Origin of the sequence: Serratia sp. CY56464, from assembly GCF_052168435.1 — a bacterium.
GTDB classification, from domain to species: Bacteria; Pseudomonadota; Gammaproteobacteria; order Enterobacterales; family Enterobacteriaceae; genus Serratia; species Serratia marcescens.
The window spans coordinates 2233702-2254492 of sequence record NZ_JBJNMV010000001.1 but is presented as its reverse complement, the minus strand read 5'-3'; the positions used below and the strand labels follow the sequence as shown (position 1 = coordinate 2254492).

At 63.5% G+C, this 20791-nt stretch carries 24 protein-coding genes; 14 read left to right on the top strand and 10 right to left on the bottom strand.

The window, feature by feature from the left end:
- Positions 1-61 precede the first annotated feature (61 nt).
- The 3 genes from ACJ8KE_RS10935 to ACJ8KE_RS10925 are packed head-to-tail and all read right to left on the bottom strand — an operon-like array spanning position 62 to position 3193.
- On the bottom strand, positions 62-1933 hold the full coding sequence (locus tag ACJ8KE_RS10935; protein ID WP_079449515.1) for an amidohydrolase: 1872 nt from the start codon (positions 1931-1933) through the stop codon (positions 62-64).
- 21 nt (positions 1934-1954) lie between these two features.
- Positions 1955-2500, bottom strand: a complete 546-nt coding sequence (locus ACJ8KE_RS10930; protein WP_033640957.1) for an antibiotic biosynthesis monooxygenase — start codon at positions 2498-2500, stop codon at positions 1955-1957.
- A 48-nt stretch (positions 2501-2548) separates the two neighbouring features.
- Entirely contained in the window at positions 2549-3193 is a 645-nt protein-coding gene (locus ACJ8KE_RS10925; RefSeq protein ID WP_004939390.1) for a hydrolase, read from the bottom strand.
- A gap of 140 nt (positions 3194-3333) precedes the next feature.
- Here ACJ8KE_RS10925 and ACJ8KE_RS10920 point away from each other — a divergent pair, with 140 nt between their 5' ends.
- From ACJ8KE_RS10920 to ACJ8KE_RS10880, 9 genes are all read left to right on the top strand, one after another.
- A complete protein-coding gene (locus tag ACJ8KE_RS10920; RefSeq protein WP_079449514.1) occupies positions 3334-4245 on the top strand; it encodes a LysR substrate-binding domain-containing protein in 912 nt (303 codons plus the stop codon).
- 43 nt (positions 4246-4288) lie between these two features.
- Positions 4289-4657, top strand: coding sequence for a cell envelope integrity TolA C-terminal domain-containing protein (locus ACJ8KE_RS10915; RefSeq protein ID WP_016928561.1), 369 nt, complete (start codon positions 4289-4291; stop codon positions 4655-4657).
- Positions 4658-4797: 140 nt separating this feature from the next.
- A complete protein-coding gene (locus ACJ8KE_RS10910; RefSeq protein ID WP_079449513.1) occupies positions 4798-5274 on the top strand; it encodes an OsmC family protein in 477 nt (158 codons plus the stop codon).
- 90 nt (positions 5275-5364) lie between these two features.
- On the top strand, positions 5365-6423 hold the full coding sequence (locus tag ACJ8KE_RS10905) for a fatty acid desaturase (protein WP_016928559.1): 1059 nt from the start codon (positions 5365-5367) through the stop codon (positions 6421-6423).
- A gap of 13 nt (positions 6424-6436) precedes the next feature.
- Positions 6437-7366: a glycine betaine ABC transporter substrate-binding protein OsmF gene (gene osmF, locus ACJ8KE_RS10900; protein WP_274985295.1), complete on the top strand. Its 930-nt coding sequence runs from the start codon at positions 6437-6439 to the stop codon at positions 7364-7366.
- Positions 7367-7427: 61 nt separating this feature from the next.
- On the top strand, positions 7428-8588 hold the full coding sequence (locus ACJ8KE_RS10895) for an ABC transporter permease (RefSeq protein WP_049299506.1): 1161 nt from the start codon (positions 7428-7430) through the stop codon (positions 8586-8588).
- Positions 8585-9520 (top strand): ABC transporter ATP-binding protein, encoded by a 936-nt coding sequence (locus tag ACJ8KE_RS10890; RefSeq protein ID WP_016928556.1) that lies wholly within the window; start codon positions 8585-8587, stop codon positions 9518-9520. The genes ACJ8KE_RS10895 and ACJ8KE_RS10890 overlap by 4 nt, the downstream gene beginning before the upstream one ends.
- Complete coding sequence (locus ACJ8KE_RS10885) at positions 9517-10290, top strand: ABC transporter permease (RefSeq protein ID WP_016928555.1); 774 nt, start codon at positions 9517-9519, stop codon at positions 10288-10290. Before ACJ8KE_RS10890 ends, ACJ8KE_RS10885 begins: the two co-directional genes overlap by 4 nt.
- 28 nt (positions 10291-10318) lie before the next feature.
- Positions 10319-11080, top strand: a complete 762-nt coding sequence (locus tag ACJ8KE_RS10880; protein ID WP_079449511.1) for a phosphate/phosphite/phosphonate ABC transporter substrate-binding protein — start codon at positions 10319-10321, stop codon at positions 11078-11080.
- A 6-nt stretch (positions 11081-11086) separates the two neighbouring features.
- Here ACJ8KE_RS10880 and ACJ8KE_RS10875 read toward each other — a convergent pair whose 3' ends face one another.
- The gene (locus ACJ8KE_RS10875) at positions 11087-11806 is read right to left on the bottom strand and encodes an SDR family oxidoreductase (protein WP_016928553.1); all 720 of its coding nucleotides are present in this window, start codon (positions 11804-11806) and stop codon (positions 11087-11089) included.
- 134 nt (positions 11807-11940) lie between these two features.
- On the opposite strand from ACJ8KE_RS10875, the gene ACJ8KE_RS10870 reads away from it, so the two are divergent.
- Positions 11941-12852: a LysR family transcriptional regulator gene (locus ACJ8KE_RS10870; RefSeq protein ID WP_110146795.1), complete on the top strand. Its 912-nt coding sequence runs from the start codon at positions 11941-11943 to the stop codon at positions 12850-12852.
- On the opposite strand, the gene ACJ8KE_RS10865 is transcribed toward ACJ8KE_RS10870, so the two are convergent.
- The 4 genes from ACJ8KE_RS10865 to ACJ8KE_RS10850 all read right to left on the bottom strand — a co-directional run bounded on the left by ACJ8KE_RS10865 (position 12840) and on the right by ACJ8KE_RS10850 (position 15475).
- On the bottom strand, positions 12840-13016 hold the full coding sequence (locus ACJ8KE_RS10865) for a hypothetical protein (RefSeq protein WP_016928550.1): 177 nt from the start codon (positions 13014-13016) through the stop codon (positions 12840-12842). The genes ACJ8KE_RS10870 and ACJ8KE_RS10865 overlap by 13 nt on opposite strands.
- Before the next feature lie 103 nt (positions 13017-13119).
- Positions 13120-14043: a drug/metabolite exporter YedA gene (gene yedA, locus ACJ8KE_RS10860; protein ID WP_028127923.1), complete on the bottom strand. Its 924-nt coding sequence runs from the start codon at positions 14041-14043 to the stop codon at positions 13120-13122.
- Positions 14044-14151: 108 nt separating this feature from the next.
- Positions 14152-14646: a DUF2878 domain-containing protein gene (locus ACJ8KE_RS10855; RefSeq protein ID WP_015377128.1), complete on the bottom strand. Its 495-nt coding sequence runs from the start codon at positions 14644-14646 to the stop codon at positions 14152-14154.
- A gap of 175 nt (positions 14647-14821) precedes the next feature.
- Positions 14822-15475, bottom strand: coding sequence for a helix-turn-helix transcriptional regulator (locus ACJ8KE_RS10850; protein ID WP_028127924.1), 654 nt, complete (start codon positions 15473-15475; stop codon positions 14822-14824).
- A gap of 103 nt (positions 15476-15578) precedes the next feature.
- Here ACJ8KE_RS10850 and ACJ8KE_RS10845 point away from each other — a divergent pair, with 103 nt between their 5' ends.
- From ACJ8KE_RS10845 to ACJ8KE_RS10830, 4 genes are all read left to right on the top strand, one after another.
- On the top strand, positions 15579-17033 hold the full coding sequence (locus tag ACJ8KE_RS10845) for an MFS transporter (RefSeq protein WP_079450956.1): 1455 nt from the start codon (positions 15579-15581) through the stop codon (positions 17031-17033).
- Positions 17034-17166: 133 nt separating this feature from the next.
- Positions 17167-17736 carry a helix-turn-helix domain-containing protein gene (locus tag ACJ8KE_RS10840; RefSeq protein ID WP_016928546.1) on the top strand — a complete coding sequence of 190 codons (570 nt, stop codon included), beginning with the start codon at positions 17167-17169 and terminating at the stop codon, positions 17734-17736.
- A gap of 2 nt (positions 17737-17738) precedes the next feature.
- Positions 17739-18257 carry a GNAT family N-acetyltransferase gene (locus ACJ8KE_RS10835; protein ID WP_016928545.1) on the top strand — a complete coding sequence of 173 codons (519 nt, stop codon included), beginning with the start codon at positions 17739-17741 and terminating at the stop codon, positions 18255-18257.
- A 32-nt stretch (positions 18258-18289) separates the two neighbouring features.
- A complete protein-coding gene (locus tag ACJ8KE_RS10830; RefSeq protein ID WP_306376681.1) occupies positions 18290-18706 on the top strand; it encodes a GNAT family N-acetyltransferase in 417 nt (138 codons plus the stop codon).
- Positions 18707-19080: 374 nt separating this feature from the next.
- On the opposite strand, the gene ACJ8KE_RS10825 is transcribed toward ACJ8KE_RS10830, so the two are convergent.
- Positions 19081-19911: a 5'-nucleotidase, lipoprotein e(P4) family gene (locus ACJ8KE_RS10825; RefSeq protein ID WP_079449506.1), complete on the bottom strand. Its 831-nt coding sequence runs from the start codon at positions 19909-19911 to the stop codon at positions 19081-19083.
- Between the two features lie 17 nt (positions 19912-19928).
- Positions 19929-20780 carry a GNAT family N-acetyltransferase gene (locus ACJ8KE_RS10820; RefSeq protein WP_033640944.1) on the bottom strand — a complete coding sequence of 284 codons (852 nt, stop codon included), beginning with the start codon at positions 20778-20780 and terminating at the stop codon, positions 19929-19931.
- Positions 20781-20791 lie beyond the last annotated feature (11 nt).

Below are 20791 nucleotides of genomic sequence, written 5' to 3'. Positions count from 1 at the left end.
TTATGTTGTTAGCTTAATAGCTTATTAAATTAATTTTATAATAAGTTATTGGCTTGATAACTTAGAACGAGAAGCACGAACAGCCGAAAGCGCCCCAGAAGGCATTCTCGTCCGACACCGGGATGCTGGAGCGGCGCGCGATGTCATGCTGGTGCGCGTGCACGCCGCACGGGCCGCAGCATTGATGCGCCTGGCTCACGACCCCGACGCGGGCCGCCGCCGACGGCGGCGCGGAGCGGTAATGGCCCGGCACCTGGGTGACCGGCGACCACTCCGGCAGCACCGGCAGCGGCGGCGGCGCCAGCGGCGAGAAGCTGCCGGCGGCGTAGACCACCTTGCCGTCCACCACCGTCATTACCGACTCGATGCCTTTGATCTGCTCTTCCGGCACGCTGAAGTAGTCCTGCGACAGCACCGCCAAATCCGCCAGTTGGCCGACCTTGATCTGGCCTTTCTTGCCCTGTTCGGTGGAGAACCAGGCGCTGCCCTGGGTCCACAGCATCAGCGCCGTTTCGCGATCCAGCCGGGCGCTGTCGTCGTACATCGCCATGCCGCCGACGGTGCGGCCGGAGACCAGCCAGTACAGCGCCGTCCACGGGTTGTAGCTGGCGACGCGGGTGGCGTCGGTGCCCAGCCCGACCGGCAGCTCGGCCGCCAGCATTTTCGCCACCGGCGGCGTATGTTTGGTGGCTTCGATGCCGTAGCGGTCGGCGAAATACTCACCCTGGAACGCCATGCGGTGCTGGACTGCAATGCCGCCGCCCAGCGCCTTGACGCGCTCGATATTGCGCTCGGTAATGGTTTCGGCGTGGTCGAACAGCCAGTGCAGGCCGTTGAACGGAATATCGCGGTTCACCTTCTCGAACACGTCCAGCATGCGGCTGATGGATTCGTCATAGGTGGCGTGCAGGCGGAACGGCCAGCGGTGCTCCACCAGATGGCGCACCACCCGCTCCAGTTCGTCTTCGGTGCCCGGCGGCAGATCCGGGCGCGGCTGCAGGAAGTCTTCGAAGTCGGCGGCGGAAAACACCAGCATCTCGCCGGCGCCGTTGTGGCGATAGAAGTCGGTGCCCTGGCCCGGCTTGAGCATGTCGGTCCACAGCTCGAAGTCTTCCAGTTCCTGCTTCGGCCGCTGGGTGAACAGGTTATAGGCGATGCGGATGGTCAGCTGCTTTTTCTCGTGCAGCTCGGCGATCACCTGATAATCCTCCGGGTAGTTCTGGAAACCGCCGCCTGCGTCGATGGCGCTGGTGAGGCCGAGACGGTTCAGCTCACGCATAAACTGGCGGGTGGAGTTGACCTGCTGTTCCAGCGGCAGCTTCGGCCCTTTTGCCAGCGTGGCGTACAGGATCATGGCGTTGGGTTTGGCGATCAGCATGCCGGTCGGGTTGCCGTTGGCGTCGCGCTGGATCTCGCCGCCCGGCGGGTTCGGCGTGTCTTTGGTGTAGCCGACCACCTTCAGCGCCGCGCGGTTGAGCAGCGCGCGATCGTAGAGATGCAGAATAAACACCGGCGTGTCCGGCGCCGCCTGGTTGATTTCGTCCAGCGTCGGCATGCGGCGTTCGGCAAACTGGAACTCGGTCCAGCCGCCGACCACCCGCACCCATTGCGGGCTCGGGGTGCGCAGCGCCTGTTCTTTCAACATGCGCAGCGCGTCGGCCAGCGAGGGCACGCCTTCCCAGCGCAGCTCCAGGTTATAGTTCAGGCCGCCGCGGATCAGGTGCAGGTGTGAGTCGTTCAGGCCCGGAATGGCGGTGTGGCCGTGCAGATCGATCACCTGGGTCTCCGGCCCGGCGTGCTGCATGACTTCGCTTTCGCTGCCGACCGCCAGAAACTTGCCGTCGCGGATGGCGACCGCCTGTGCGGTAGGATTTTGGCGATCGACGGTGTGAAACTTGCCGTTGGTGATGATCAATGAAGCGTGGTGGTTCATAACATTCTCCCGGCGAACCGCCTAGCGGCGGGTCAGCCATTGATGAAAAACGCGAGTCACGATAGGCATCCACAGGTACACCACCAGGGCGACCACGGTGGCGTCATTGAGAAAATGGCCGAGCAGCGTGCCGTCCAGCTGCGGCAGCGCCAGTCCCCAAAACCAGGGCACCAGATTGGTGGAAGGGAAGATCACCAGCAGGGTGATGATGAACTGCTTCCACTGGGGCGGCTGGCGCACGCCGGGGTTGGGCGGGGTAAACCAGAACTCCGCGCCGGGGCGGATCTCGATATGGTCGTTCTCCAGCAACAGCGGAGTGACTTCTTCGATGTATTGCTTGCGCAGCGGCGAGTTGAGCCAGCGGTAGAGATTGTCGAGATTGTCGAAGCGGACCAGCACCGTATAGGCCTGTTCGCTGTCGGATGGGCGGATGACGTTGACGCCCAGATGGCCGGTGAAGCCCGCGGCGTCCGGCATGATGCGGTTCAGCCAGGCCTCATAGGCCTGCTCGTTCCCCGGCGCCAAACGGTGGGTGATCACCAGCGTGACATGCTGCGGATGGGCCATAAAACCGACTCCTGAAAATACCCCGGCGCGGGGCCGGGGCAAGGGGAATTATTTCACCGTGCGGGCCGGTGCGTGGTGCACCATGGTGTAAGCGTAGTCGACGCCCATGCCGTACGCGCCGCTGTGTTCGCGCACCAGCGCCATCACCGCGTCGTAGGTGTCTTTGCGCGCCCAGTCGCGTTGGTACTCCAGCAGCACCTGCTGCCAGGTCACCGGTACGGCGCCGGCTTGCACCATGCGGTCGATCGAACGTTCGTGCGCATCGACGGAGGTGCCGCCGGAGGTGTCGGTCACCACATACACTTCATAGCCGGCTTCCAGCGCCATCAGCGCCGGGAAGGTCAGGCAGACTTCGGTCCACAGCGCGGAGATCACCAGCTTTTTGCGGCCGGTGGCTTCCACGGCTTTGACGAAGGCCGCGTCTTCCCAGGAGTTCATCGAGGTGCGTTCAATCGGGGTGATTTCAGGGTGCACCGCCAGCAGTTCCGGCCAGATATAGCCGCTGAAGCTTTCGGTTTCGACCGAGGTGAAAAGGGTAGGGACGTTGAAAATCTTGCCTGCCTTCGCCAAACCAACAACGTTGTTTTTCAGTTGCTGACGATCAATATTAGCCACGCCGAAGGCCATTTGCGGTTGATGGTCGATAAAAATCAGTGCGGAATTGTCTTTATCAAGCAGTTGAAACTTGGACATAATTTACCTTCCCAGTGATATTTCGGTTGAACATCTGATGAGTGTAACGCCGATAAAACCCATGGTAGGCAGAGGGCGATTTCAAAGATACCGCAGAATTTTTGCCGACTTGTTGAGTTTTTTTATACACGGGAGAAAGCATGAGATTAAACCTGGAAGCGCTGCTGATTTTGGACGCGCTGGACCGGCACGGATCTTTCGCCGCCGCGGCCGCCGCACTGTTTAAAACCCCTTCGGCACTGAGCTATATGGTGCAAAAGCTCGAGAACGATCTCGACATCACCCTGCTGGATCGCTCCGGCCATCGGGCGAAGTTCACCGATACCGGCAAGCTGATGCTGGAAAAAGGGCGGGTGCTGCTGCGCGCGGCGCAGGATCTGGAACAGCAGGCGCGCTATGTGGAGAACGGCTGGGAAAGCGAGATTACGCTTGGGATCGACGCCTCCTTCCCGTTTGCCCGCCTGTTGCCGCTGATCGACGAGTTTTATCGGCAGCATCACCATACCCGGCTGCGTTTCAGCCACGAGGTGCTGGCCGGTTCCTGGGAGTCGCTGGTTTACGGTTGCGCCGACATTATCATCGGCGCCATCTGCGAGCCGCCGTCACGGGTAGGCTATGCGTTCAGCAGGCTGGGGCAGCTGGATTACGTGTTCGCCGTCGCGCCGCAGCATCCGCTGGCGGCATTGCCGGAACCGTTGCCGAAGGACGAAATCCGTCAGCACCGGGCGGTGGTGGTGCGCGACACTTCGCGTGTCAACGCGCCGCAGAGCCTGAATCTGCTGGAAGAGCAGGATACGCTGACGGTCTTCGGTTTCGACGCCAAACTGCAGGCGCAGCTGGCCGGGCTGGGCTGCGGCTATCTGCCGCGCGCCTTGGCGGAACCTTACCTGAACAGCGGCGAACTGGTGGCGAAACGCGTCGAATCGGAACGGTGCAGCGATATCGCCTACTTCGGCTGGCGGGAAAGCGCCAGCGGCCTGGCGGCCAAGTGGTGGCGCGAGCGGCTGCAGCGCTATGCGGACGACGGCGAGGCCTACCCGGCGGCGCAGTGAGGGCCGCTCGATAAGGATAAATCCCCCAATAAGGACATAGGGAATGAAAAAGACACTAAGCCTGTTGGCGTTGTTGCTGCTGAGCGGCTGCGGCGCCGGGGCCGGCCATCAGACCGGCACCCCGTTGCCGCAGACCCCGGCACTGGCCGCAACGCAGCTCAGTTACCCGGAGCGGGTGCATAACGCGGTGAGCCGCGAGCTGCGCTCGCCGGAGCACGCGCGCGGCCAACGCTGCACCATCAGCATACGGCTGCGGCCGGACGGCAAGCTGGCGAGCAGCAAGATCGTGAGGGGCGATGCGCCCCTGTGCGCGGCGGCCAGCGCTGCGGTGCAGCACGCGCAGTTTCCGCCGATGGCCAACGCCACCGAGTACGCGCTGTTCAACGCCGTGGTGCTCGATTTCGTTCCCTAAAGGGATGTGACCGACGGGCCGCTTGCGCGGCCCGTTTTTTCTCGTCTCGCCGTTTGCGTATTCACGCTTTTCTGCCAATAGTGTTTTCCGGGCATGCATTAAGATGATTTTTCATTGGCCGGCCAACGGGAGAAAAAGGCATGAAAGGCGAGCATCATTATCAGGTGGCGGTCACCTGGCAAGGGAACCTGGGGGCAGGCACGGAAGATTACCGCGCCTATGGGCGCGATCACCTGATCGGCGCCGCGGGCAAGGCAGACATCGCCGGCTCAGCCGATCCGGCCTTCCGCGGTGACGCGACGCGCTGGAATCCGGAAGATTTGCTGGTGGCATCGCTCAGCGCCTGTCACAAATTATGGTATCTGCATCTGTGCGCCACCTCGGGGATTTCGGTGCTGGCCTATCAGGACGATGCCGTGGGGGTGATGCGCGAAGACGCCGCGCGCGGCGGCTTTTTTACCTCGGTGACGCTGCGGCCGCAGGTCACAGTGCGCGATGGCGACGATCTGCAGCTGGCGCAACAGCTTCACGAGCAGGCGCATCACCTGTGCTTTATCGCCAACTCGGTGAATTTCCCGGTGGCGTGTGAGCCGCATGCCGCGTACGCAACCCGCTGAATTTTCACTTAGCTTTGCCATTTTCGTTATTTTGAACGTCGTTACGGCTCACGGATACTGGGGGGAAACTCCCCAACCGCGAGCCGCAGCATGTCCCACGCCCACTATTTGCACCCCGAACAACGCGACCGCATCCGGCGGCTTTATCAGCGTTGGCACTGGCGGCTGGAACTGCCCACTTGGGGGATTATGGCGGCAGTGTATGGCGGCTGGTTCGGCGTGGCGCATTATTGGCAGGCGCTGGGTCCGTGGCTTGGCGCACCGCTGCTGATCCTGCTGACCACCGGGTATATGTCGCTGCAACACGAGCTGATCCACGGCCATCCGACGCGCTGGCCGCGCGTCAATCAGCTGTTCGGCCTGTTGCCGCTGGCGGTGTGGTATCCCTACGGGCTGTATCGGGATTCGCATCTGCGCCATCACCGCAACGATCACCTGACCGATCCGCATGAAGATCCCGAAAGTTACTACTTCAGCGCCGCGCAGTGGCGGCGTTATCCCCGCCTGCTGCCGCTGTTGGCCGCGGTGCGCAATACGCTGATCGGCCGGGTGCTCCTCGGCCCGGCGCTGGATATCGTCACCACGCTGTTCGGCGCAGTGAAGACGCTTGCAGCGGGCGATCTGCGCGCCTGGGCGATGTGGCTGGCGCACCTGTCGCTGTTGGCGGTGCTGCTGTACTGGCTGCAGATGCAGGGCATCGGCGCGGCGTTTTACCTGTTGGCCATCAGCTACCCGGCGCTGGCGCTGACCAAGGTAAGATCGTTTTTTGAGCATCGCGCCGTGGACGCACCGCAGGCACGTTCTATTATTAATGAGGCGGGCTGGCCGTGGCGGCTGCTGTTTCTCAATCTGAACTACCATTTAGTGCATCACGATCTGCCCGGCCTGCCCTGGTATGGCCTGCGCGAAGTCTACCTGGCGGAACGCGAGGCGTATCAGCGCCGCAGCCAGGGATTCGTCGCGCAGGGTTATGGCGAGTGGCTGCGCGATTACGCGCTGACGCCGATCGACGTCGGCGTGCATCCGCTGAGCGCCGGCGAACGGCGGGAGGAACGCGGTGCCCGGCCGAAGAAAAAATTTATTGCGCGCTGGAAGCGCGTTTCTCAGGATTTTCCAACCGAACTGGCCCATGAGCCGGAAAACATATAACCAGAGGAAAAGTATGGCAATCACCTTATCACGCGGACGTTCCTTTGCCGCCGCGCTGGCTCTGCTGGCCGCCAGCGGTCTGGCGCAGGCGGCCGACTCGGTGCGCGTCGGCTCCAAGATCGATACCGAAGGTTCTCTGCTCGGCAACATCATCGTGCAGGTACTGGAAGCCAACGGCATTAAAACCATCAACAAGCTGCAGCTCGGCACCACCAAGGTGCTGCGCGGCGCCATCACCTCCGGCGAGATCGACATCTACCCGGAATACACCGGCAACGGCGCATTTTTCTTCTCCGATGAGAAAGATCCGGCGTGGAAGAACGCCCAGGCCGGCTTCGAGAAGGTGAAGCAGCTCGACTACGACAAAAACAAAATCGTCTGGCTGGACGCCGCGCCGGCCAACAATACCTGGACCATCGCCATTCGTCAGGACGTGGCGGACGCCAACCATCTCAAAACGCTGGCGGATCTCGGCAAGTGGATCAACGGCGGCGGCAAGTTCAAGCTGGCGGCCTCGGCGGAATTTATCGAACGGCCGGATGCGCTGCCGGCGTTCCAGAACGCCTACGGCTTCAAACTGAATCAGGATCAGCTGCTGTCCCTGGCCGGCGGCGACACGGCGGTGACCATCAAGGCGGCGGCGGAGCAGACCTCCGGCGTCAATGCGGCGATGGCCTACGGCACCGATGGCCCGGTGGCGGCGCTGGGGCTGCAGACGCTGGCGGACCCGAAAGGCGTACAGCCGATCTACGCGCCGGCGCCGATCGTGCGCGAAGCGGCGCTGAAGGCGCACGCCAATCTGCCTGAGCTGCTGAAGCCGGTATTCGCCTCGCTGGACGGGCCGACGCTGCAAAAACTCAACGCGCAGATCGCTGTGGAAGGCCAGGACGCCAAACAGGTGGCGGCCGCTTACCTGAAAGAGAAAGGGTTTGTTAAGGGATAATGCCGAGGTGCCCCCTTTGCCGTCGGGAGAGGGGGTAAACCGAGGGAGCCGGAGCGTTTCTTTGACTATCGCCGTAAAACATCGCGTCTTGTTGACGCTGTTCATGCTGTTGCTGCTGGCCGCCTTCGGCCTGCCGTTCCTCAGTTATGCCCCCAATCGTCTGCTGTCGGGTAAAAGCCTGTCCTTATTCTCCCTGTTGCACGGCCCGGCGCTGTGGCTGCTGTTGCCGCTGGCGGCGTTAGCGATCCTCAGCCTGTTGCCGCCGACGCGGGGACGGGCGCTGCTGACGGCGCTGGCCGCCTGCGGGGTGCTGACGCTGGCGTTCTGGATCAGCGGGCAGGCCGCCGGGCGTCTGGCGCAGGAGGGATCGCGCCTGGCGCGCACCTCCTGGGGCAGCGGCTGCTGGCTGACGATGGCGCTGAGCCTGCTGATCGCCGCCGACGCCATGACGCGCCTCACCGCGTCGCATCTGCGGCGGATGCTGGGCAACGCGCTGGTGCTGGTGCCGCCGGCGCTGCTGCTGTTCGGCCATCAGCTCGATCAGCTGTCGCTGCTGAAGGAGTACCATAATCGGCAGGAGGTGTTTGACGCCGCGTTGTTCCAGCATCTGACCATTCTGCTGGCGACGATGGCCCCGGCGCTGGCGATCGGCGTGCCGCTCGGGGTGCTGTGCTTTCGTTCCGAACGCTGGCAGCGGCCGATTTTCTCCGCGCTGAACATTATCCAGACTGTGCCGTCCATCGCGCTGTTCGGCCTGCTGATCGCGCCGTTGGCGGGGCTGGCGACGGCGGTGCCCTGGCTGGCGGAGCACGGCGTCAGCGGTATCGGCATGGCGCCGGCGATCGTGGCGCTGGTGCTGTACGCGCTGTTGCCGCTGGTGCGCAGTGTGGTGGCGGGGCTGCAAAGCGTGCCGGCCGGCGTGATTGAGTCCGCCACCGGCATGGGGTTGACGCGCGGGCAGATCTTCCTGCGCGTGCAGCTGCCGTTGGCGCTGCCGCTATTCCTGACCGGCGTGCGCATTCTGGCGGTGCAGACCGTCGGCATGGCGGTGGTGGCGGCGCTGATCGGCGCCGGCGGTTTTGGCGCCATCGTTTTTCAGGGGTTGCTCAGCAGCGCGCTGGATCTGGTTCTGCTGGGGGTGATCCCGGTGGTCATGATGGCGGTCATCGTCGATTCGCTGTTTAAATTTTGGGTTTCAATCCTGGACGTATCGCGCCGATGATTCACTTTGAGCAAGTCAGTAAAATTTTTCAGGGCAAGCCGGCGGTCGACGATCTCACGCTGCACATCGCCGAGGGTGAATTCACCGTGTTGATCGGCACCTCGGGTTCCGGCAAGTCCACGACGTTAAAAATGATCAATCGCCTGATCGAACACGATCGGGGCAAGATCCTCTTTGCCGGCGAAGAGATCCAGTCGTTCAAACCGCAGGATCTGCGGCGGCGCATGGGCTATGCGATCCAATCGATCGGTCTGTTCCCGCACTGGACGGTGGAGGAGAACATCGCCACCGTGCCGCAGTTGCTGAAATGGCCGCGCGCGCGCATTCGCGATCGGGTTACCGAACTGTTGGAGCTGCTGCATCTGGAGCCGGATCTGTTTCGCCGCCGCTATCCGCACCAGCTGTCCGGCGGGCAGCAGCAGCGGGTGGGGGTGGCGCGCGCGCTGGCTGCCGATCCCGAGGTGTTGCTGATGGACGAACCGTTCGGCGCGCTGGATCCGGTCACCCGAGCGGCGCTGCAGGCGGAGATCGCGCGCATCCATCAGCTCTCCGGCCGCACCATTGTGCTGGTGACGCACGACATCGACGAGGCGTTGGGCTTGGCGGATCGCCTGGTGTTGCTCGATCAGGGGCGGGTGGTGCAACAGGGCACGCCGCTGACGCTGTTGACTGCACCGGCCAACGACTTCGTGCGCGATTTCTTCGGGCGCAGCGATCGCGGCATCAAGCTGCTGTCGCTGGGTACGGTGGCGGAGCGGGTGCGGCCCGGCGTCGCCGGGGGCGAGCCGATCGCCGCCGCCATGAGTCTGCGCGAGGCGCTGTCGGTGTTTGTGGCGCGCGGTAGCGACTGCCTGCCGGTGGTGGATGAACGGGGCGAAGCGTTGGGGGTGTTGCATTTCAACGATCTGATCGCCGGGCAGGCGCTGTCATGAGCGGGCGCATCGGGCGCCTGCTGCGCGATCCGTTGCCCTGGACGCTGGCGCTGCTGTTGGCGCTGGTGTTCGGCATGGATCATCTGCGCGGCTTGTTCGCCGCCTGGTTCCCCGATCTGGAGCGGCCCATTTATCAGCAGGACAGCTTTATCGCGCTGGTGGGGGCGCACCTGTCGCTGGTGGCGATCTCCAGCCTGATCGCGGTGGCGATCGGCGTGGCGGCGGGCGTGGCTGTGACCCGACGCAGCGGCCGGGAATTTCGTTCGCTGGTGGAAACGGTGGTGGCGGTGGGGCAGACCTTCCCGCCGGTGGCGGTGTTGGCGGTGGCGGTGCCGGTGATGGGCTTCAGCGAACAGCCGGCGATCATCGCGCTGGTGCTGTACGGCCTGCTGCCGATCCTGCAGGGCACGCTGGCGGGCATCGAATCGGTGCCGCCCGCCACACGCGAGATCGCCCGCGGCGTGGGGATGAGCGCCTGGCAAATACTGTGGCGGGTTGAACTGCCGCTGGCGGCGCCGGTGATTGTCGCCGGGATCCGCACCTCGGTAATCATCAACATCGGCACGGCGGCCATCGCTTCCACCGTCGGCACCAAGACGCTCGGCTCGCCGATCATCATCGGCCTGAGCGGGTTTAACACCGCCTATGTGATCCAGGGCGCGGCGGTCGTGGCGCTGTTGGCTATTATCACCGATATGCTGTTCGAACGTTGGGTGCGTTATCTCACCGCCTGGCGTCAGCAGACGCTGGCGGCCACTTCGGCGGGGTAAGGGGGAAATGATGCAGGTGTCTCTACCGATGTACGGCGTTGGCCGGGAGCAGGCCGAATCCTTCTGGCAGGTGTTGCGCGACAAGCTGCTGCGGCTGGGGTTGCCGGCGGCGCCGGAACGGCTCAGCTGGCCGGACGATCTGGCGCAGCACTGGCGGCGCGAGGATCTTCTGCTCAGCCAAACCTGCGGTTATCCGTTGGTCAGCACCTTGCCGCAGGTACAGCTAATCGGCACCTACCACTACCGGGTGGAAGGGTGCGACGGGCCGAATTACCGCAGCTGGCTGGTGGTGCGCGCGGACGATCCCGGCGAGCGGCTGGCGGATTTTCGCGGCCGAACGGCGGCGTATAACAGCACCGATTCCCAGTCCGGCTACAACGGCCTGCGCGCGCTGATCGCGCCGCTGGCGCTGGACGGGAAATTCTTCGGGGCGGCTATCGCCTCCGGCGCGCATTATCAGTCGCTGAAGCTGATCCGCAGCGGGCAGGCGGATATCGCCGCCATCGATTCGATCAGCATGGAACTGCTGCGCCGCGCGCAGCCGCAGGCGCTGGAGGGGCTGAAAATCATCGGCCGCACGGCGGCGGTGCCGGGCCTGCCGTTGATCACCGCAGCCGGCACGCCGCCGGAACAGGTGGAAATCCTGCGCGCCGGCGCTCGCGCGATGCTGGATGAGGCGGTCAGCGACCGCCTGCTGATCGGCGATTTCAGCCTGGTGCCGCGTTCGGCCTACCAGATTATCACCGTGCTGGAACAGCAGGCCGCCGCGCAGGGCGTGACGGCGCTCTAGCCGTCGTTACAGCAGGCCGCCGCCGTCGATGTCGATCACGCTGCCGGTGACGAAGCCGTTCTCCATCGCCAGCAGATAACCCGCCGCGACGTCGGCCGCCTGGCCGACCCTGCCGACCGGCAGGCTGACGCTTACGCGCTCGAACAGCGCCTGACGCTGTGCGGCGCTCATGCCGTCGTAGGCTTCGGTGGCGGTGATGCCGGGGCTGACCACGTTCACCCGCCGCGGCGCCAGCTCCTTCGCCAGCTGTTTGCCGACCGCTTCCAGCGCGGCATTGATGGCGGTTTTGACCAACTGACCGTTGAGGTATTTACGCGACAGCTGGCCGGAGGTCAGGGTGATCGAGCCCTGCGGCGCCAGCGTCGGCAGCGCCGCCTGCACCGCGCGCAAACTGCCCCAGAATTTGACGTTGAAGTCGGCCTGCGCCTGTTCAAGGGCAGTCTCCGCCAGCGGCTTCGCGTCCACCAACGGCCCGGCGGTGATCACCAAATGATCGAAAGCGCCGACGGCGGCGAACAGCGCATGCAGCGACGCGTCATCGGTCAGATCGGCCTGCATCAGGCGCAGCGCGTCGTTCTTCTCCCCGGCGTGAGGGAGACGACGCGAAGCCAGCACCACTTCAGCGCCGCGCGCCGCCGCCGCGTAGGCCACCGCGGCGCCAATGCCGCTGGTGCCGCCCAGGATCACCAGCTTTTGTTGTTTCAGGGGGGAGTCGGGAATCGTCATGTTAAGGCCTCTTTTTAGGTAAGTTTCAACGGGATCTATCTTTCCTGATTGAAAATGAGGAAAAAAGCCCGCCTAATAGCAAACACTTGTAAATTAATATTAATAATTGATTGGGCTAAAAAGAGAGGGAGCAGATGACCTCATTTGTCGATCTCGAGGTGTTTGTCCGCACGGTGGACGGCGGCAGTTTTTCCGCCGCGGCGCGCGCGCTGGATATCACGCCGGCGGCGGCCAGCATTGCGGTGAAAAGGCTGGAGCAGCAGCTGGGCGCGCGGCTGTTGGTGCGTTCCACCCGCAGCCTGAGGTTAACGGAGGAGGGGGCTCGCTATCTCGACAGTGCGCGCCTGGCGCTGGGCGCGTTAGCCGAAGGAGAGCAGGCGATCCGCGAGAAGCATCAGGGGCTGTCCGGGGTGCTGCAGATTTCCGCGCCGTCGGATTTTGGCCGTAATTTGCTGCTCGGCTGGCTGGATGAGTTCCGCTTGCAGCATCCGCATATTCAGCTGCAGCTTCTGATCAACGATCGGCAGGCCGACCTGTTCCGCGAACCGGTGGACGTGGCGTTGCGCTTCGGGCCGCTGGCCGACTCTTCGCTGGTGGCGCTGCCGATCTTGCCGCAGCATCGGCGGTTGATCTGCGCCAGCCCGGATTATCTGCGGCGGCACGGCGCGCCGCAAACGCCGGCCGATCTGCTTCGGCACAGCATTCTGGTGTATCAGCCCAGCGGCAAACGGCAGGTGGAATGGCGACTGTGGCGCGGTGAGGAGCTGGTCGAGCTGCCGCTGAACGGCAGCTATTTTACCGATGACGGCGAGGTAGCGCGGCGCTGGGCGCTGGCCGGGCACGGCGTGGTGCGCAAGTCGGCGATCGACGTGGCGGCGGATATTCGCGCCGGGCGGTTGGTGCAGCTGTTGCCGGAATGGCGCAGCGACGCGGTGCCGATCAATCTGGTCTGCCCGCATCGTTCGCAGGTGTCGGAGCGCGTCAGGCAGCTGCAGCGCTTTTTACAGCAGCGCTGCCAGCGCTGGATGGACGATCACTTGGCCTGAAGGGTTTCGGTTTGCGCCGGCGTAGCGGCGGCATCCCCGGCAGGCGCGCTTTCTTCGTGCGGGGTGGTGGAACGGGTGTAGATGTTCAGCCCGGCGAGGAATACGCCGCCCAGAGAACCGAAGGCGCACAGGGCGATGACGATGACGAACGCTTTTTTCAGCATAGGAATAATTTCGCAGGTTGCTTGGAACAGCGGGAATTATAGCCCCTTCGCCGGGTGAAACAAGAATCGTTTTTAACGGCGGCCCGCAGACCGCCCTTTGTGATCATCGCCGTTCGCAGTCGATGGCCTGCACGTTGGCCGGACGGGCGAACAGGTATTTTCCCAGCGTCACCAGCACCACCGCCGCCACGATGATCACCAGCGCCAGCCACTCGCGCGGCGCCAGCGATTCGCCGGCAAAACCGATGCCGAGCAGCACCGCCACCACCGGGTTGACGTAGGCGTAGCTGGTGGCGACCGCCGGGCGCACGTTCTTCAACAAGAACATATAGGCGCTGATCGCCAGCATCGAACCAAAGACGATCAGATAGCCCAGCGCCAGAAAGCCGCCGGTGCTCGGCATCTGAGTGAGGCGCTCGCCGCTCAGCTGGCTGGCTGCCAATAACACCACGCCGGCGACCAGCATCTCCGCCGCGCCGGCCATCGGCCCGGCCGGCAGCGAGATGCGCGATCCCAAGACCGACCCAAAGGCCCAGCTGGCCGACGCCAACAAAATCAGCAGCGCGCCGGTCGGGTTGCCCACCAGGTTGTTGCCGGTGTTGAGCAGCACGATGCCCACCAATCCGAGCGCGATGCCGGCCCATTCCAGTTTGGTGTTGCGCATGCCCCACAGCAGGCTGAAGCAGAGGGTGAACAGCGGCACTGTCGCCACCATCACCGCGGCGATGCCGGACGGCACATGTTGGTGTTCCGCCACCGTCACCAGGCCGTTGCCCACCGCCAGCAGTAGAATGCCGATGGCGCCGGCGGCCAGCCACTGCTTCAGCGTCGGCAGCGCGTGGCCGCGCCAGGCCAGGAAACTGAACAGCACGATACCGGCGATCAGAAAACGAATGCCGGCCATCATCAGCGGCGGCCACTGCGCGACGCCGAGGCGAATGACGAAATAGGTGGAACCCCAAACGATATATAACGTGAACAACGCCCCGATCAACGGCAGGACGCTACGGCTTTGTTGGCTAAGCATAGGATTGTATTTTGCGGGAGTGATTATTATTAGAACGCTCAGTAAACCCGATCGGGCAACCGATAAGCAATGGCCTTCGGCATTATTTTTCCGGCGGCTGAAAGCCGTTCAATGGCCTTGCTGTTTCCACTGCAGCCAGCTGACGGCCGGCAGGTAAATCGACCAGCCGACGGCCAGCAGCAGCAGCATGAACTCGGGCGGCACGCCGGGCAACAAGGCGTCCAGCTTCCAGGACACGGCGTAGGCGAAGGGGCCGACGGCGGCGCCCAACACCGCCAGCGGCCAGGGGGCCGCTCTGACGACGTCCAGCAACCAATACCACCAGCAGCCGAAGCCGATCCACAGCGCGATGGTCCAGAGCGGCAGGCCGTGTTGCCCGCTGTAGTGCAGCACGCCGCTGTAGCTCCACAGCCCATCCATGCCGATACCGCCCAGGGCGGCCAGGGCCGCGCCTTTGCGGCGGGCGGCAGGGGTAAAGATCAGCGCCAGCGCCGCGCCGGCCAGCAGTATGCCGTTGAGCCGATCGCGAGTCAGCAGCGCCAGCAGCCAGCAAACGCCCAGTCCCAGCGTCGCCAGCCAGAATCCGGCATGCGGCTTCTTCATCGTTCAACTCCCGTGGGGTTACTCTGCCGCTGCGCTAAGCGCCGACGGATTTGCCAGAGCGGGCGCGAGGCCCGCTGTTTGCCTGAATGTTCGTTAGTTCAACCTTAGAAGGGAAGGTGCGGGGTGCACAAGCAGAATAATCTGTACCGGTTGAAAACGTGGGCAAAAACCGGTGTTACAGGCGTGAAATCCGGTAGGCGCAGCGGCGCGAGCCGGCCAAAATGTGTTCGGCGCGCTCCACCTGCGCCTGCAGCACTTCGGTGAAGATGCTTAATTCCGCCCGGCAGAAGCCCTGGCAGACGGTGGCGGCGGCGCAGATCGGGCAGTGGTTTTCCACCAGCAGATAGGAACCGTCCTCCTCCTGGCGCCATTCGGCCATATACCCTTCGCGGCAGCGGATCTCGGTCAGGCGCGCCACGCGTTCGCGCAGTTCGGTGGCGCCGATCATCGCCTGCTTGTAGTTGATGCGGTTTTCCTGCTCGCGGCTCTCGATCAGCACGTCGATCGCCTGTTCGCCCAGCTTGTCGCGCACGGTGCGCAGCAGCTGCACCGTCAGATCCGCATGGGTATCGGGAAAGCGCGCGTTGCCGGCCGAGGTCAAATGCCACAGCTGCACCGGGCGGCCCACGCCGCGCGTTTCTGCCACCGCTTCGACCAACCCCTCTTTCGCCAGCTTGACGAACTGCTGGCGGGCCGCCTCACCGGTGGTGCCGAGCACCTTTCCTGCGTCAGAAGCTAGCTGCGGGCCGCGGGTTTTCAATAACGTCAGCAAGCGGTCACTGACCGATTGTGCGGTGCCGCCGCTATTTTCCAAGTTTATTCTTGACATATTTCTCCGCCTCGCCCTAACTTATTCCAAGATAACTCTTGTTAAATTTAACGCAATCTTATGACCAACTCAATGCCATTCCTCTGAAAACAGGACGACAACCGTGATAACCCATGACGATAGCCGCTGGAGTGACCTTTTCTCCGGCAAAAATGCGGCCAGTGCGATCGCGCTCTCGCTTGGCGTGGCGCTGCATGCCATCAATATTCTGGTCGCCACCACCATTCTGCCCTCGGTGGTGCAGGATATCGGCGGGCTGGATCTCTATGCCTGGAACACCACGCTGTTCGTGGTGGCGTCGATCCTCGGCTCCGCGCTGTCGGCCCGGTTGCTCAGCGGCTATGGCGCACGCAGCGCCTATCTGGTGGCTTCGCTGTTCTTTATCGCCGGGGCGGCGCTGTGCGCGCTGGCGCCGAGCATGCCGGTGATGCTGATCGGCCGCACGGTGCAGGGCTTCGGCGGCGGGCTGATCTTTGCGCTCTCCTACGCGATGATCAACCTGGTGTTCGAGCAGCGATTGTGGCCGCGCGCCATGGCGCTTATCTCGGCGATGTGGGGCATCGCCACCCTGGTGGGGCCGGCGGTGGGCGGCATTTTCGCCGAGCTGCACGCCTGGCGTTGGGCCTTCGGCATTCTGCTGCCGATCATGGCGCTGTACGCTGCGTTTACCTTCCTGATCCTGCCCAAGGGCAAGGCGCAGCAGGCGGCCGCGCCGTTGCCGACTGCGCAACTGCTGTTGCTGACCGTGGCGGTGCTGGTGGTGTCCGCCGGCAGCCTGGCGCACAGCGCCTGGATCAACCTGGCGGGCATCGCGCTTTCGCTGGTGCTGATGGCCTGGCTGATGAAGCGTGAAGCGCACGCGCGCGCCCGCCTGTTGCCGCATGGCGCATTGCGGCGCGGCTCATCGCTGGCGGCGTTGTACATCACGACCGCGTTGCTGGTGATCGGCATGACCAGCGAAATCTTCGTGCCCTATTTCCTGCAGCTGCTGCACGGCCAGTCGCCGCTGATCTCCGGCTATATCGCCGCCGCCATGGCCGCCGGCTGGACGCTGTCCGAGATCCTCAGCTCCGGCTGGCGTGGGGCGGGCATTCGCCGGGCGATCGTCAGCGGGCCGCTGTTTGTGCTGGTAGGCCTGCTGGCGCTGGCGATCCTGATGCCGACGCCGTCCGGCGGCCACTGGCAGGCGCTGGCGCCGATCGTCATTGCGCTATTGCTGGTGGGATTCGGCATTGGCTTCGGTTGGCCGCACCTGCTGACGCGCATTTTGCAGGTGGCGTCTGAAGCGGACAAAGATATCGCCGGCGCTTCAATTACCACGGTGCAGCTGTTCGCCACCGCATTCGGCGCGGCGCTGGCCGGGATGATCGCCAATCTGGCGGGGCTGAACGATCCGGGCGGCGCGACGGGCGCGGCATCGGCGGCGCGTTGGCTGTTCCTGGCGTTCGCGCTGGCGCCGCTGCTGGCGGTATTCAGCGCCTGGCGCTGCGCGGCGATCGCGCCGCCGGGGGCCGAAACGGGCAATTTTGTACAAATCCCGCCCTCGCGCGAGAGCTAGAACGCTTCTCCTCACCTGGTGATGTTCGCGGTGATCCAGGCGTTATTCCTGCGCGACATTTTAAAATTCGCTTGCTATATCTCTAATTTGAGATTATTTCTCTTATATGGGATTTTTAAGCGGAGTATGAACGATGGATAACGGTTTGGAGACGGCCGACCTGAGGTTGGCGCAGCGGCTGGCGGATTTGCGCCAGCAACGGGCGTGGTCGCTGGAGGAGTTGGCGCAGCGCACCGGCCTTAGCCGGGCGACGCTCTCGCGGGTGGAGCGCGCCGAGACCAGCCCGACGGCATCGTTGCTGAACCGGCTGTGCGCCGCCTACGGGTTAACCATGTCGCGCCTGTTGAGCGAAATCGAAGACGAACCGCCGGAGCTGCTGCGGCCGCCGCAACAGCCGGTGTGGGTCGATCGCGCCAGCGGTTTTCACCGTCGCTCCGTTTCCCCGCCTGCCGCGCTGTATAAGGCCGAGTTTATCGAAGCCCGGCTTGATGCCGGCGCGCAGATCGATTACGACCTGCCGTCGATTCCGGCGCTGGAACATCACCTTTGGTTGCTGTCCGGGCAGTTGGAATTGACCCTGGAAGGGCGCGTTTTCCGGCTGTCGGCCGGCGACTGCCTGCGCTACCGCCTGTTCGGCGCCTCCCGTTTCCATGTCCCCGGCGATGAGCCGGCCCATTACACCCTCGTTATCTGCAGGCCATAGCCATGATTGAATTGCAACAGTGGGACGCCGGCGCGGCGCAAAGCGCCATTGTCGACTTGGCCGAGATGCTGCACGCCAGCGTGGCGCACGGCGCCAGCATCGGTTTTGTCATGCCCTTTACGCTGACGCAGGCGCAGGCGTTTTGGCAGGGGTTGCTGCCGGCCATCGCGCGGGGAGAGCGTGCGATGCTGGTGGCGCTCGCGAACGGCCGGCCGGTCGGCACCGTGCAGCTGTTACTGGCGATGCCGGACAACGGCCGCCACCGCGCGGAAGTGGTCAAGCTGATGGTGCACCCGCAGGCGCGGCGGCAGGGCGTCGCCCGGCTGTTGATGCAGGAAGTGCAGGCGCTGGCGGCGCGTCATCGCCGCAGCCTGTTGGTGCTGGATACCCTGAGCGGCAGCGCGGCGCAGGGGCTGTACCGTCAATTGGGGTTCGAGGCGGCGGGCGACATCCCGCAATACGCCCGCGCCAGCGACGGCGGGGCGTTGGAGGCCACCTGCTATATGTACAAACTGCTGTGACTCTTCGGATACTATTAAGTGAAGTCGATAGCTTGGACGCACTGACACTGATGGCGGAGTTGTCGGTGCAGTTGGCTGAGATCACCGGCGATAGCGGTACGTCCTCGTTTGATCCTGCTTCTATAGAAGCGGATGGAGGTTGTTTTATGTTGGTACGCAATGCTGCCGATGAAGCCGTAGCTTGTGGGGCGCTGCGTCGATTAACTTCTGGCGTTGCAGAGTTGAAACGAATGTATGTGCGGGAGCCTGGCAACGGCATTGGTCGTAAATTATTGCATGCTTTGGAACAGCAGGCTCGGTGGTTGGGGTATCGACAACTGTGGCTGGAAACTCGAAGAGTCAACCTACGTGCCATCAAATTTTATCTGGTTCAGGGATATCGGATACGCGAGAACTATGGCCGTTATCGAGGTAACCCGCAGGCGGTCTGTTTTGAAAAAAATCTGTAATGGTGTTGCAAGTCCCCATAGCCATTTGAAATTGAAGATCCGTGCCTTGCCTGCTTAGGTTACGTTCAGATTAAATCAAAGAGCGGATGCTGCTACGCGGTTCGGGCGATTAAAATCGAGAGAATTAACGGATTAGCTACTCTGATATTGCTGAAAGGATGTGAAAGTGCTCGTTTCACCGAGAAGCGTTGTTGGATTAACTCACAGGGCGGTGCCGATACCGATTTCCCACATTTCTGATACCCACAACTCAACATTTGAGCATCCGTATTTCTTCATCTTCTTGCCGCCGAACTAACGTCCGCATTGGTTCGGCGGCATGCTCCGTTAATCCCTTTTTTGACTTATATGGGGCATTTCTCCCTCTTCCTGGATCAGCGCCCGCGCCAGGCCTTGATCGCCTGTTGGCGCACCTGCAGCTTCTGTTGCGGCGTCAGCTTGTTGTAGTCGCGAGCCAGGCCGCTTTCCCAATCGCCGTACAGCGGGTTGGGCAGCACGATGAATTCGGTGCCGAACTTGCCCTGATTCTCGCTGACGAACGCCCGGCGCTGCGCATTGTCCTGGTGGTAAGTCGCGGCGCCGAAGTCGTTCAGGTTGTCGCCTGCGTACACCACGATGTCATAGCCGGCTTGTTTGATGGCGTCGAAGCGCGCCTGCTTATTGGAGGTATCGGTGCTGAGCAGCACGGTTTTTTCCGACATGCCGGTGAATCCGAGCTTCTGCATGTTGGCCACCGTGGCGGCGTATTCGCTCTGCTTGCGGTTCGAGACGTAGAACATCGTCCCCTGGTGGGCGTTAACGTAGCGGGCAAACGACACTGCGCCCGGCACCGCGCCGGCCTGTTCGGCCTGCGTCCATTGGGCCCAGGTGGCGCCGTCGTACGGCTGACCGTGCTGCGCCTGCCAGCCGGAGTAGGCGCTGTTATCCAGCATGGTTTCATCCAGATCGACCACCACCGCCTTTTTGCGGCCCGGCGCGGTCTTGGCCTGATCGAAGGCGCGTTGCGCGCTGTTGAACGCCTGATGCGCCAGCGCCTGGTATTCGCCGGACTGTTGGAACCAGTTCACCGCCAGCACCGACTGATCCGCCAGCCGCTGCTGGGCCTGGGCGTCGGTGTGCGGCGGCTGCGCGCAACCGGCCAACGTCAGCAGCGCGACGCCAACCGCCGCGCCGAGGGTGAGTTTCCTTGCCTGTTTTCCTGCCATCGTTATCTCTCTCGGTTTTATTTTTGTGGGCTGTCCAGCAGCATATCCATCTCGAACTGGCGCAGGGGATCCTGCCGCCAGCCAAGATGCGTAAAGAAGGGGGCGGCCACCTCGGGCACAAAAACGTTGGCGGTCAGCGGCAAAGGGGCGAACTGCGCTTGCAGGGCGGCCAGCAAGGCGCGGGCATGCCCTTGGCCGCGGTGCTGCGGCGGCACGTAGATCAGGCGTAGCCAGCAGTGCTCGGCGCCGGGCATCACCACGGCGTAGGCCTGACGATTGAGCGTATAGGCTCGCGGTGTGCCCGGCAGCTTGAACAGCGATTCGGGGGCAATCAGCCAGGGCAGGTCGGTGGCGCCTTCCGCCGTCAGGCGGTGGCTGACGGTCAGCGGATCGACCGCCTGCAGCGCCGCCGTGCCTGGCGGCACTTCCGCCGGCGCCTGATGGCCGGTCAGGGTGCGCACGATGCGCAGCCCGGCGCGATGGTATAGCGCCAGCGCGGCGTCGTTGCCTTCGATCACTTCCAGCGACAGCCGATGGTCGCCGCGTTGGCGGGCATCCGCCACCAGCCGCTGCATCAGCGCCTTGCCCAGCCCCTGGCCGCGCATCTCCGGGCGCACGGAAAAAGCCGCAACCCGGCTGTGACGGCCACGGCGGGCGATCAGCGCCACCGCCACCGGTTCATGGCGGTGGGTGACGATCAGGCTGTCGTTCAGGCTGAGATCTTCGGCGCCGAAGCGGGCGGCGAAGGTCGATCCGTCGAGCACGAAACGCACGATGTAGTTTTCAAAACAGTGGTTGAGGATGTTGGCCAGTTCGTCGCTGCTGTAGCGCAAGGCGTTGTGGTAGTCGAAGCGTCCGTCGTTATGCATGGCTGATTCCG

Bases quoted from the DNA above. Each gene is read 5' to 3' on its own strand.
- ACJ8KE_RS10935 (WP_079449515.1), bottom strand. From the start codon at position 1,933: ATGAACCACCACGCTTCATTGATCATCACCAACGGCAAGTTTCACACC.
- ACJ8KE_RS10930 (WP_033640957.1), bottom strand. From the start codon at position 2,500: ATGGCCCATCCGCAGCATGTCACGCTGGTGATCACCCACCGTTTGGCG.
- ACJ8KE_RS10925 (WP_004939390.1), bottom strand. From the start codon at position 3,193: ATGTCCAAGTTTCAACTGCTTGATAAAGACAATTCCGCACTGATTTTT.
- ACJ8KE_RS10920 (WP_079449514.1), top strand. From the start codon at position 3,334: ATGAGATTAAACCTGGAAGCGCTGCTGATTTTGGACGCGCTGGACCGG.
- ACJ8KE_RS10915 (WP_016928561.1), top strand. From the start codon at position 4,289: ATGAAAAAGACACTAAGCCTGTTGGCGTTGTTGCTGCTGAGCGGCTGC.
- ACJ8KE_RS10910 (WP_079449513.1), top strand. From the start codon at position 4,798: ATGAAAGGCGAGCATCATTATCAGGTGGCGGTCACCTGGCAAGGGAAC.
- ACJ8KE_RS10905 (WP_016928559.1), top strand. From the start codon at position 5,365: ATGTCCCACGCCCACTATTTGCACCCCGAACAACGCGACCGCATCCGG.
- osmF (WP_274985295.1), top strand. From the start codon at position 6,437: ATGGCAATCACCTTATCACGCGGACGTTCCTTTGCCGCCGCGCTGGCT.
- ACJ8KE_RS10890 (WP_016928556.1), top strand. From the start codon at position 8,585: ATGATTCACTTTGAGCAAGTCAGTAAAATTTTTCAGGGCAAGCCGGCG.
- ACJ8KE_RS10885 (WP_016928555.1), top strand. From the start codon at position 9,517: ATGAGCGGGCGCATCGGGCGCCTGCTGCGCGATCCGTTGCCCTGGACG.
- ACJ8KE_RS10880 (WP_079449511.1), top strand. From the start codon at position 10,319: ATGTACGGCGTTGGCCGGGAGCAGGCCGAATCCTTCTGGCAGGTGTTG.
- ACJ8KE_RS10875 (WP_016928553.1), bottom strand. From the start codon at position 11,806: ATGACGATTCCCGACTCCCCCCTGAAACAACAAAAGCTGGTGATCCTG.
- ACJ8KE_RS10870 (WP_110146795.1), top strand. From the start codon at position 11,941: ATGACCTCATTTGTCGATCTCGAGGTGTTTGTCCGCACGGTGGACGGC.
- ACJ8KE_RS10865 (WP_016928550.1), bottom strand. From the start codon at position 13,016: ATGCTGAAAAAAGCGTTCGTCATCGTCATCGCCCTGTGCGCCTTCGGT.
- yedA (WP_028127923.1), bottom strand. From the start codon at position 14,043: ATGCTTAGCCAACAAAGCCGTAGCGTCCTGCCGTTGATCGGGGCGTTG.
- ACJ8KE_RS10855 (WP_015377128.1), bottom strand. From the start codon at position 14,646: ATGAAGAAGCCGCATGCCGGATTCTGGCTGGCGACGCTGGGACTGGGC.
- ACJ8KE_RS10850 (WP_028127924.1), bottom strand. From the start codon at position 15,475: ATGTCAAGAATAAACTTGGAAAATAGCGGCGGCACCGCACAATCGGTC.
- ACJ8KE_RS10840 (WP_016928546.1), top strand. From the start codon at position 17,167: ATGGATAACGGTTTGGAGACGGCCGACCTGAGGTTGGCGCAGCGGCTG.
- ACJ8KE_RS10835 (WP_016928545.1), top strand. From the start codon at position 17,739: ATGATTGAATTGCAACAGTGGGACGCCGGCGCGGCGCAAAGCGCCATT.
- ACJ8KE_RS10825 (WP_079449506.1), bottom strand. From the start codon at position 19,911: ATGGCAGGAAAACAGGCAAGGAAACTCACCCTCGGCGCGGCGGTTGGC.
- ACJ8KE_RS10820 (WP_033640944.1), bottom strand. From the start codon at position 20,780: ATGCATAACGACGGACGCTTCGACTACCACAACGCCTTGCGCTACAGC.